This is a genomic window from Pseudomonas fluorescens (genome assembly GCF_018614775.1).
In the GTDB taxonomy this organism is placed as follows: Bacteria; Pseudomonadota; Gammaproteobacteria; order Pseudomonadales; family Pseudomonadaceae; genus Aquipseudomonas; species Aquipseudomonas fluorescens_BY.
In genome coordinates this window covers 1-10,149 of record NZ_JAGGOF010000127.1, presented here as the reverse complement: position 1 = coordinate 10,149, position 10,149 = coordinate 1, and the positions used below count along the sequence as shown (strand labels likewise).

Annotated in this window: 14 protein-coding genes and 1 pseudogene; 11 read left to right on the top strand and 4 right to left on the bottom strand. The window is 57.3% G+C overall.

Annotated elements, in window-relative coordinates; all coding sequences use genetic code 11:
- Position 1 precedes the first annotated feature (1 nt).
- Together J7E36_RS25080 and J7E36_RS25075 are read left to right on the top strand one after the other, a co-directional pair.
- Positions 2 to 199 carry a type II toxin-antitoxin system HicA family toxin gene (locus J7E36_RS25080; protein ID WP_231286549.1) on the top strand — a complete coding sequence of 66 codons (198 nt, stop codon included), beginning with the start codon at positions 2 to 4 and terminating at the stop codon, positions 197 to 199.
- On the top strand, positions 196 to 528 hold the full coding sequence (locus J7E36_RS25075) for a type II toxin-antitoxin system HicB family antitoxin (RefSeq protein WP_215009039.1): 333 nt from the start codon (positions 196 to 198) through the stop codon (positions 526 to 528). Before J7E36_RS25080 ends, J7E36_RS25075 begins: the two co-directional genes overlap by 4 nt.
- Before the next feature lie 92 nt (positions 529 to 620).
- Here the strand turns inward: J7E36_RS25075 and J7E36_RS25070 are convergent, their stop codons facing one another.
- The 3 genes from J7E36_RS25070 to J7E36_RS25060 form a co-directional block, all read right to left on the bottom strand.
- Positions 621 to 911, bottom strand: a complete 291-nt coding sequence (locus tag J7E36_RS25070; RefSeq protein ID WP_215009037.1) for a DUF2442 domain-containing protein — start codon at positions 909 to 911, stop codon at positions 621 to 623.
- Between the two features lie 201 nt (positions 912 to 1,112).
- Positions 1,113 to 1,616, bottom strand: coding sequence for a DUF3592 domain-containing protein (locus tag J7E36_RS25065; protein WP_251030758.1), 504 nt, complete (start codon positions 1,614 to 1,616; stop codon positions 1,113 to 1,115).
- Between the two features lie 79 nt (positions 1,617 to 1,695).
- On the bottom strand, positions 1,696 to 1,947 hold the full coding sequence (locus J7E36_RS25060) for a DUF6429 family protein (protein ID WP_215009035.1): 252 nt from the start codon (positions 1,945 to 1,947) through the stop codon (positions 1,696 to 1,698).
- Positions 1,948 to 2,186: 239 nt separating this feature from the next.
- Between J7E36_RS25060 and J7E36_RS25055 the strand changes: the two genes are divergently transcribed.
- From J7E36_RS25055 to J7E36_RS25020, 9 genes and pseudogenes are all read left to right on the top strand, one after another.
- The gene (locus J7E36_RS25055) at positions 2,187 to 2,591 is read left to right on the top strand and encodes a DUF488 domain-containing protein (RefSeq protein ID WP_215009033.1); all 405 of its coding nucleotides are present in this window, start codon (positions 2,187 to 2,189) and stop codon (positions 2,589 to 2,591) included.
- 144 nt (positions 2,592 to 2,735) lie between these two features.
- Positions 2,736 to 4,238 (top strand): hypothetical protein, encoded by a 1,503-nt coding sequence (locus J7E36_RS25050; protein ID WP_215009032.1) that lies wholly within the window; start codon positions 2,736 to 2,738, stop codon positions 4,236 to 4,238.
- A 162-nt stretch (positions 4,239 to 4,400) separates the two neighbouring features.
- Positions 4,401 to 4,802 (top strand): GNAT family N-acetyltransferase, encoded by a 402-nt coding sequence (locus J7E36_RS25045; RefSeq protein ID WP_215009029.1) that lies wholly within the window; start codon positions 4,401 to 4,403, stop codon positions 4,800 to 4,802.
- 17 nt (positions 4,803 to 4,819) lie between these two features.
- Entirely contained in the window at positions 4,820 to 5,059 is a 240-nt protein-coding gene (locus J7E36_RS25365) for an EamA family transporter (protein ID WP_231286548.1), read from the top strand.
- A gap of 3 nt (positions 5,060 to 5,062) precedes the next feature.
- A complete protein-coding gene (locus tag J7E36_RS25360) occupies positions 5,063 to 5,245 on the top strand; it encodes an EamA family transporter (protein ID WP_331275388.1) in 183 nt (60 codons plus the stop codon).
- A gap of 310 nt (positions 5,246 to 5,555) precedes the next feature.
- The gene (locus tag J7E36_RS25035; protein ID WP_231286546.1) at positions 5,556 to 6,701 is read left to right on the top strand and encodes a hypothetical protein; all 1,146 of its coding nucleotides are present in this window, start codon (positions 5,556 to 5,558) and stop codon (positions 6,699 to 6,701) included.
- A 403-nt stretch (positions 6,702 to 7,104) separates the two neighbouring features.
- On the top strand, positions 7,105 to 7,521 hold the full coding sequence (locus J7E36_RS25030) for a VOC family protein (RefSeq protein ID WP_215009027.1): 417 nt from the start codon (positions 7,105 to 7,107) through the stop codon (positions 7,519 to 7,521).
- Positions 7,522 to 7,661: 140 nt separating this feature from the next.
- A complete protein-coding gene (locus J7E36_RS25025) occupies positions 7,662 to 8,657 on the top strand; it encodes a TRAP transporter substrate-binding protein (protein WP_215009025.1) in 996 nt (331 codons plus the stop codon).
- Positions 8,658 to 8,767: 110 nt separating this feature from the next.
- Positions 8,768 to 9,352, top strand: a pseudogene (locus J7E36_RS25020) (alkaline phosphatase family protein); the annotation flags it as partial.
- 4 nt (positions 9,353 to 9,356) lie between these two features.
- On the opposite strand, the gene J7E36_RS25015 reads toward J7E36_RS25020, so the two are convergent.
- Positions 9,357 to 9,965, bottom strand: coding sequence for a LysE family translocator (locus tag J7E36_RS25015; RefSeq protein WP_215009023.1), 609 nt, complete (start codon positions 9,963 to 9,965; stop codon positions 9,357 to 9,359).
- Between the last annotated feature and the right edge of the window lie 184 nt (positions 9,966 to 10,149).

Below are 10,149 nucleotides of genomic sequence, written 5' to 3'. Positions count from 1 at the left end.
TATCCTGACACCGGGGGACATTGAAGCCTTGGTGATCCATCTGGGTGGCCAAGTGCTCGAGCGTGAAGGTTCACGGATCAAGCTGGTGCTGGGGGAGACCCAATGGCGTTGCCAGCGGCCACACCCAGGGAAAGAGGCCAAGAAATATCAGGTAGAGGAGGCTCGCGAATTTTTCCAGCGGGCAGGAGTTGAGCTATGAACAGCATGACCTATAAGGGCTATACAGCTCGAATTGAGTTTGATGAACGTGACGATATCTTCGTCGGTCGGATTCTGGGCGTTCGGGACATTATCAGTTTTCACGCTGATTCCGTGACGGAGCTACGTGCCGAGTTCGCCAGTGCCGTTGAGGATTATCTGGCGGACTGTGCCGAGCAAGGCGTCAGCCCGGAGAAGCCTGCCTCTGGGAAGGTGATGCTGCGCATTCGCCCTGAAGTGCATGCTGCAGCTACCATTGCCGCCCAAACCGCCGGCAAAAGCTTGAATCAATGGGCTGATGAGGTATTTGAGCGCGCAGCGCACGGCTGACGGCCGGTGTCGCAATGCTAAGCAGTGAGGGTATGACGGGTAAAACCCAGTCCCTACGCGGCGGTCGTCAGCGAGCGTTTGTTGGCAGCCCTCTAGCCTTTGAATGCCTGAGCCGGCATCACCTCACCGGCCTGCTCCAGCGCCAACCGATGCAAGGTGGTGAGCGGTAGTTCCAAGCCATTGCCCCAGCTCAGATCAAAACCCCACTCGCCGACTTGGACAGTGCCGAACAACGACAGGTCTTCCAACGGCATGAGTAGCGGAAATTGGTGAATGTGCGCGCGCAGGTCCACGTCGTAGCGCTTACGGTTGACGAACTCCACCTGCAGGACGTGTTTGCCGGGGACAGGTTTCACGCTTTGGATTTTGGTCTTGCTGATCATGGGCAACTCCTCTGTTTTTGTTAATTTCACATCCGTTGCAAGTCAACGGTGTAAGTTGCCGCCCACGCCACGGTGGCTTTCAGGGCTTTGGATTGGCCCCTTTGCCGAGCACGTTGAGCTCGTCCCTTCAGCCCCAAGCGCTGCCAATGGCGCACGGCGATGTAGGCTGGAGCGCTCATGGGGCCAAGACCGACAGACCTTTCAATAAAAACGATCCTCCTCCTTCATCCCATAAATGCGCCCGAACGTCATGAAGGAGACCCCAAAAAAAACCAATGTCAGCAATACCCCGCCAGCCATGATGATAAAGCCGGGGCGAAACGTGTGGAGTTCGGTGGCGATACTGCTGATTTGCGGGAACCAGCGTGAGTAAAGAAGCGGAATTTCTCCACCTACCTCGTACTGTTTGTGCACGCTGTAGCGTTGGTCCGGGTAGGCGTCTTCGTGGACTTGTCGATCACTGTCGATATACCGGTAATGAATGACTGCGCCGTCTTCATTCATCTGCATGCTTTCCAGCTGCGTTACGGTGCCTTGCACCTCGACAGCACTCCATCGAATGGTCCCGTAGATGGTTCCAGAGTCTTTCGCCATGGAGGCCAGAAAGAGCAACACGCAGCACGCCACGGTCAGCAGGACTATTCGGTTATAGAGATGATCTTTTTCAGCTTCACGCGGGTAAAACATGTTCCGGGCCTTTTGCATGGAGTTCTTTCGCAACCCTATCGGCGCCCAAATCGATAGCTTAAATTTCTCCGGTGGTTCGAATCTGTTTTCAGCTCGGTCACATTACAGAATGTGCACCTTCAACTCTCTTATGAAACAACCGCTCGGCAATCTGCCGACCTCTCTCCAGCCCTTCAGTCGTCAACCAGACGGACTTGTTCCTGTTTACCGGATCGCTGATGAGGCCTTGTTCATGCAATCGGTTCATGACCTCGAAGTCGAAACCTTTCCAGGTGTTGCCCTGGTCGAAACTGAAGGCTGCCAACAAGGCAAGCACCGCTTCTTCTATCAAAGTGTCGTCGTAATCCATGGTCACTGCCTCGCTCGGGTTTGGCTGGTAGCGCCGATTTATCCACAGCGCTCCGAACCCTCGCTGGTCAAAGATAAGCAGATAGTTGATCTATTCGGCGCGGCTGTGCTGCGGTGCTACAGGGGCTCTGTTCCAACAAGCTTGCTCCAGCGCCAACCGCTGGACCAGTACCGGACATCTGGCCGCCCCGCGGCAGCCGGCCTATGCTGGGCCTGTTCTCCTCGACAAGGCCAACCACTATGATCCAATGCAAACGCGCCTATGAAGCAGCGAACGCTGAGGACGGCACGCGGGTTCTGGTCGACCGTTTATGGCCGCGCAACTTTCGCAAGGATGCATTGCTGATTGATGAGTGGCTGCCCGAAGTTGCGCCTTCCCATGAACTGCGCAGGGCGTTCAAGGCGGGGGGCGTTTTGTTTGAGGCGTTCAAGACTGCCTATCGGCGGGAATTAGGGGCAAGGCCCGAGCATTGGTGGCGGTTGGTGGATGTGGCTCGGGGTGGGACTCTGACGTTGGTTTATGCGGCCAGATCGACCGCGGAAAATAATGCGCTGGTGTTGGCTGAGTGGTTGGAGGATGAGGTGGAGAAGTGGGCGGAGGGGAGTTCGCCGGTTTGTTATCTGGATGGATTTCGGGAGCTTTGATTGGGGAATGGGATGGGTTTGCCAAGTGGGGTTTCCTGGGAGATTGTAGTGGCTGGTTTTGGGGCTGCTTCGCAACCCGGCGGGAGCAAGCGCCCTCGCCACGGTTGTTGAGCACAGTTAAAAATCACAGGAAAGGTAGCCGTGATGGAGCTTGGTTTTGATCCGCTGATTCACATCGATTGGAAGACCCCAGGCGGCGACTTTCTGGGGTTCTTCCCGTATTACTATCCCGACATCGGTGTATTTTCCGGCACCGAGTTCGAGACGCTGCTGGATGAACTGTTCAACGAAATGCCCGAGGTCTGTTTCGAGGCTCTGGCGCCGATCCTCGCTCGCCACGGCTACGATCTGTGGAACCTGGATTCCGGTGGCGATGACTACCGGCCGGTGGTTGTCCCGATCCATCAGCGCGAAGCTTTCGCCCGGCACTGGCAAGCACCAGGCGCTGAGTTCACCCCTGAGTTGATCGAGCCGCAGAAGCCCGCCGCCATCGAACGAAAACCCAACCCGCCCAAACGCAAAAAATTGAACTGGCTGCAGGAGGTGCATGACTATCCTGGGCCCACCTATGTGCACGAGTACAACTACCGTAATGGCTGGGCCGGTATCACCGAGCAGGACGATGAGCAGTGGCTGTGCTTCCTGATCGACTATAACCAGTGGCCGCCCGCCGAGCAGGACATGCTCGAGCACCGGACCGACGGGGTCGATGGCGCTGATCTACTGCTGATCGACGCAGATGCCCGGCGCAGCCTGTGGCGCCGTCGGGTCAACAGTGGCGCCTACAGCTCGGACGACCGATACAGATATGAAGTTCGTCAGGGCGATGACATCGAAGGCTTCGGCCCCGTCCAGATGGAGTGGCCAGGCTTCGAAGAACCTTGCCTGGTGATGGATGACGAGGTGTTCGAACGCCAGTGTCTGTATGAGCCGGACTATCGGACGCGCATCTGGCGCATCACCGCCCACTGCAGCGAGATCATTTTCGAACACCCGTCGGACCTGTCGATCCTGTCCATCGGCCCGCGCCGTTTACTGATCATGCAGGACAGCGGGCCGCAATGCTGGATCTGGAATCAAGACCCACCGCACCCGATCGTCGTCGCCAGGCCGATGCCGGCTGACGGCGGCAAACTCAGCGCAGCGACCGCGTATCTGGGCGGTGACGAAATCCTGCTGTTCAGCGAAGGCGCACGGCAGAATGTCGAGCACTCGGGCTACCAGGAAACCGTGCTGCTGGCGCGGCGCTTCAACTTCATGACCGGCGCCACGACGAAGGCGACGCTAGACGGCTTCGGCAGCGAACTTCGTCAGGACACCCGGCTGCTCGTCACCCAACCCAAGCAGGTCATTACCTTGCGCACCTTCTACGGCAAACTTCAGGTTGCCCGCGGGCATGGTGACTGGTGGGTGTGGAACTACCAGTCCAACACCTTCGGCACGTACACGCTGGCGTGGTTCTGGAATCAGCGCAGCCATGAGGTGCTGAAGCTGTCGAGCAAGGACATTCCCCGGATCAAGCCGCAGGTTCGCTATGTGCCGGCGCAGGATCGGTACCTGGCGTTTGAAACGGAATTCGTGGCGCGGTTGCCGGCGTTTGCGCAGATGGTCGAGGCCAAGGGCTGTGATGTCCTGACTTTCGAGTGAGGCGCCCTGCCCTCAAGTTGAAACTGTGGGAGCAAGGCTTGCCCGCGATGAAGTCAATGCGGTCTGCCTTAGAACCGAGGCGCTTTCATCGCGGGCAAGCCTTGCTCCCACATAAATCCCCAAGGCCAGCCCACCCAGATAAGTGCAGGGCATGTTTCCAAAATGGCTACGGAAAGTGTTTCAGATACTCCGCTGAGTTTTCGTCCGGTCAATCTCGATCAGGACAGCGATACTTGCATCCGATTCTTCGAGGACATGCTGCTGTGTGCGTTTGGTTGCGCCCAGCAGTTGCACGCTCCCGGTGGTACACAACGCTATCTTCAATCGCTACGGGAAAAAGCAGCCGGGACTCCCAGGTGCCTCGTGCATGCCTGGAACGGAACACAGATCGTCGGGCAGCTGGAGTTGTCACTGCTGAAGACAGAATCTGAAGTGGGCTACATCCACTTTTTCTACCTCACCCCTGAGTGGCGCTCTCGCGGGGCCGGGAAGTGGCTGCTGGCTTACGTGACTGATTTCAGACGCCCTGATAGCGTGCAACAGTCCTGCTCCTGTCCACCCTGAAGCCAGAGAATGAAACCGTGGAAAAATGGGTCATCTACGCCTGCCTCTCGATGTTCTTCGCCGGCTTTACGTCGGTGATCGCCAAGATGGGGCTCAATGGCATTTCAGCCGAACTCGGGCTTACCGTTCGCACTTTGTTCGTGTGCATGTTTGTGCTGATGTTCGCCGCGTGGGCGGTGCCGGTTCAACAGATTGCCCAGGTCAGTCAGCAAAACCTGTTGTGGCTTGGGATCTCCGGCATCACCACGGCCCTGTAGTGGATCTTCTACTACAAAGCGTTGAAAGTCGGTGACGTGGCGACTGTCGCCCTGATCGACAAGGGCAGCGTCATCGTTGCCATGCTGTTGGCGTGGCTTGTTCTGCGGGAAGTGATCACCCCGCGCATGCTGATCGGCGCGGCGCTGATTGTGGGTGGGTTGGTTGTTATTGCCAAGAAGCCATAACTGAGTGGCGAAGCGCTCCTAGCACTTCTCGACGATGGCCCTCTCCCACGAAAAGACCCTCACCGATATCAAAATTACGAGCAGAGCCATTTATCGCCGGCCGAAGGGCAAGCGCTTCCATCGTGGTGTACCCATAGAATTGGGCATAGGGAAACCTTACGTTGAGATTCGTCGCCACAGGTTGCTTCGGCTCAATGAATAGAAGTCGCCTCGCCGCGCAACGCCTCAACATCCGCAGGAAGTTTCAAGAATTTAGCACGCTCTCACAACCTCTGATACCGTGCTGAAAACGTGATGCGGAAGAGCGACCATGATGACCCGCCAGCAAGACCATGACCTCTGTGAAAGGCGTGATCTGATCGAGCTCAAAGTCTACGTAGAGAACGTGTTGGGCCTGAAACTGCGGTTGAAACCATGGGAGCACGTCAAGCTTCTTCCGTATGCGCTGCGTGACCGCTACGAATTTCTCGTCACGGAAATCTTCGGGGCCGGCTGTCTTATTCTCAAGGAACGTCCACAGCGTGAAGCCAGCGTTGCGGATGTCGCCAAGCATATTCAGGCCATCCACAACTTTCAGGCACACAACAAGTTGCTCGAGACCGGTGACCTGATGATCTTCGTCACCGACACGCTCCCGAGTTATGACCGCAAGCGGCTAGTGGAAAAAGGCGTCCAGTTCATCGTGCCGGGCAATCAGCTTTTTCTTCCGGCCTTTGGCATGGATTTGCGTGAGTACTACCGCCAGCGCCTGGAAAAATCCCAGGTCCTGAGCCCCGCCACCCAAGCCATGCTGATTCAATACCTGATCAAAGGATGGCACCACCAGCTCCTGATCACTCGCGCCACCTTCGAGAAGTCCTTTACCTACGCAAAAATGACCGTCAGCAGAGCGATCAAGGAACTGACCGACCTGGACATCGTCAAGCCTGGAAAGGAGATGGGTGAGGCCTCAATCCTGTTTCACCTGCCCCCCAGGGAGACTTGGGAGATGGCCAAGGAGTCCTTGCGTACACCGGTCAAAAAAACACTTTGGCTCAATGCAATTCCCCAGGCTTTTGACGACACCCCAATGTTGCTGGCTGGAGAAACGGCCCTGGCTGAAATGAGTCTTCTCGCCGGCCCAAAAGTCCCTTGCCTTGCAATGACGGCAGCGCAGTTTGAGCATGTTCGGGAACGTGCTCAGGCTGAAAAGATTGATACCTACGGAGAAGAATTTGGCGCTTGGGGCTCAACTTCCAAAACGGCCAAGTCGAAACTCGAGACTACAGCCCCTTACCTTGAAGTACCGCCGAACCATGCCGCGTGCTGCATTCAGTTTTGGAGCTATGAGCCGCCACGCAGCGACTTTTCCACGGGGACGGTGGACCCCTTTTCTCTCTATCTAAGCCTCAAGGATGACCATGATGAACGCGTGCAAATGTGTCTGGATGAAATGATGGAGAACGTGAAATGGTAGTGGGTGTCGACCGGTTCCGGGAGTATTTCAAGGACTTCCAGGACAGTTACGTTCTGATCGGCGGAGTGGCAGCTTCGATTGCCATGGAGGAACTGAAGAATTTCGACTGACCAAGGATCTGGATATCGTCCTGGTCGTCGAGGCACTCGATCGTGCGTTCGTAGGCTTTTGGCCTGACCTGAATCAGGTTTTTCGCACGTTATCAGAAGCTTTGATAGCGTGCAGGATTTCTGAGAACGACACTCTGCTGTGTCCGGGCATTCGTGGTGGATGGACTGGCGTCTTCGCGAGCAAGCCCGCTCCCACAGGATTTTGTATTTGGTCTGGCTTCTGCGGCAACAGGCAATTTTGTTCGCTAAGGTGAAGTGAGCCCTGCTCCCAGATCAAGAACCATGAGGCCGGTATGAAGACCTTCACGATTCAGCGCATTGACCACCTTGTACTGCGCGTCAAAGACATGGAGCGCTGCCTGGCGTTCTACATGACGGTGCTCGGTTGCGATCTCAAGAAGCGTCGGGACGATCTTGGGATGATCCATCTCGGCGCGGGCGTATCGATGATCGACCTGGTAGACGTCGAAGGCCCCCTGGGACTTCAGGGCGGGCCGGCGGCAGGAGAACTGGGCCACAATGTCGATCACCTTTGCCTGCGCATCGAACCCTTCGATGAACAAGCGATTCTCGCTCACCTGACGGCCAATGGAATTAGCGCCGAGAAGGCACAAATGCGTTACGGCGCAGAGGGCAATGGGCCGTCAATCTACTGTCTCGACCCGGAGGGCAACCAGATCGAGTTAAAGGGTCCTGCCCTGGAGCCCTGAACATTTCGCTCACCTCAGCACGGGGTTGCGGCTTCAATTCGATGCCCCCTCAAGCAACCGGCCATTTTTCTCCTAGACTTGCAGCTGTCTCGTTCTTGAATCACTGCGCACGCCAATAAAAACGCAAAGGGAACTTCGCAATGCTCAAACCTCTGTGGAAAACGCTCGTCTGTATTCTGGCCTTCAGCACATTGGGCACGGCCATGGCGGCTGATCCGATCGTCATCAAGTTCTCACATGTCGTCGGCGAGCAGACGCCCAAGGGCCTCGGCGCGTTAAGGTTCAAGCAACTGGTCGAAGAGCGACTGCCAGGCAAGGTGCGAGTCGAGGTGTACCCCAATTCCACGCTGTATGGCGATGACAAGGAGATGGAAGCCTTGCTCCTGGGAGACGTGCAGATCATTGCGCGGTCGCTGGCGAAGTTCGAGCAGTACACCCGGAGTGTGCAGTTGTTCGACCTGCCTTTTCTCTTTGACGACATTGCTGCCGTGGACCGCTTTCAGTTGAGCCCCGAGGGCCAGAAGTTGCTCAAGTCCATGGAGCACCAGAACGTGACGGGCCTGGCTTATTGGCACAACGGCATGAAGCAGTTGTCAGCCAACAGGCCCCTGCGTAAACCCGAGGATGCCCGTGGCCTGATATTCCGGGTGCAGGTATCGGCGGTGCTGGAAGAGCAGTTCAAGGCGGTGGAAGCAAAAGGACAGAAAATGATTTTTTCCGTGGTCTATCAGGCCCTGCGCACGGGCGTGGTCAACGGCGCGGAGAATCCCTACTCAAACTTTTACGACCAGAAACTGCATGAAGTGCAGAAGTACGTCACCGAGACCAACCACGGCGTACTGGACTACATGCTGATTACCACGTCCGATTTCTGGAACAACCTGCCGCCGGATATCCGTACCGAACTGGACAAGATCGTGGTCGAAGTGACCGCCTACGTGAACCAGGAGGCGGAGCGGCTGAACCAGCAGGACAAGCAGCATGTGCTGGATGCAAAAACCACCGAGATCATCACCCTCACGCCTGAAGAGCGCAACGCCTGGCGTGACCGGATGAAACCGGTGTGGGCGAAGTTCGAGAAGGAGATCGGGCCGGATTTGATCAAGGCGGCCGAAGCGTCCAACAGGCCGCAATGACTGTGGCGAGGGGCTTGCTGGTGAACGGCTAGCCCATCGCTGAATGGGCGCCGAACCTGCTGTATGGCGAGGCGCAATGCCCGAACTTCATGTTGCATTCGCCCATCGAGCAACTGGAATTGCTGGACCACCCTTCGGCGATCATCGTCTCACCGGCGCCGGTCTTCGGTGTGAAGCTGATCGAGACCGTGCAGCGGGTGTTCAGTTGGTGCGGTTATCCACTGTTGGTGGATGCGGAAAACTGGATGGCCCATCGCGGCGCGGCCCAGGTCATCCTGAACATTTTCCGACACTCGCGTACACCCGGTAATTACGTGGTGCTGTCAGGCGATGTGCATTATTCCTTCGTCTACGAAGTGCTTATCCCACACCGCAAGGGCGGCCCACGGATCTGGCAGATCACCAGCAGCGGCATCAAGAATGAATTCCCACCGGCGCTGCTGGAGTGGTTCGATCGCCTGAACCGCTGGCTCTACGCCCCGCGCTCGCCCCTGAACAGGTTCACCAAGCGCCGAAGCATGCGCATCGTTCCCCACACCCCGGAACATGCCGCGGCTGGCGAGCGCCTGTGGAACTCCGCGGGGATTGGCCAGGTGTTCTTCAATAAGCAGGGGCAGCCGACGCGGATCTACCAGCACAATGCCGACGGTCGACCGCCGACGCGCATGCGGCCGCCGAAGTCGCCGCCCGCCTGAGCGATCACTTGCTGGCCGAGGCCATCAGGATGCCGAAGGAAAAGAACGTTACGCCGGACAGCTTGCCGACGATGCCGGCACCTTGACGGGTGGAGAGCCAGCCTCGGGCCCGGCTCGCCATCAGGGCATAACCACTGTGTACCAGCACTACCACCAGACTGTAGGACGCGACCAGCAGGAAGAACTGGCTGTAGTAATTACCTGACGGCTGGATGAACTGCGGAAACACCGCCAGGAAAAAGAACCCGGCCTTGGGGTTGAGCAACTGGATCGACAACGCCTCGACAAACCGCCGCCACGGTCGTGAAGGCGACGCGCTGAGCGTTGGAATGAAGGTCTTGGTGTTCCACATCTTCACCCCCAGGTACAGCAGATAAGCTGCGCCGATGTATTTCAATACCGTGAACGCGGTCGCCGACGCCGCCAGGATAAGACCCACGCTGCTCGCCGAAAGACCTGCCACCACAAAAGCACCGAGGGCAATTCCCAGGATACCGGGCAACGCTCCGGCCCAGCCATGGCGCACCGCATTGGACAACGTCAACACCACCCCAGGGCCGGGGCTGAGGATGGTCAGGGTAGCGAGCAGCAGGAACAATCCATAACTGGCCATATTGGCTCCATGGCGGCAATTCGAAGGGGATGGCTTGCCGACTACTTTAGACACAAGACCAGCAGCGCACACGGCATTTGTGTGCCCGCCAGCAACAAAACCCTTGCCCATCGTGGGAGCGAGCCTGCTCGCGATGGCGGTATGGCTGCCGACCTGATTCTTACGACCCTGCACCGATCCATTG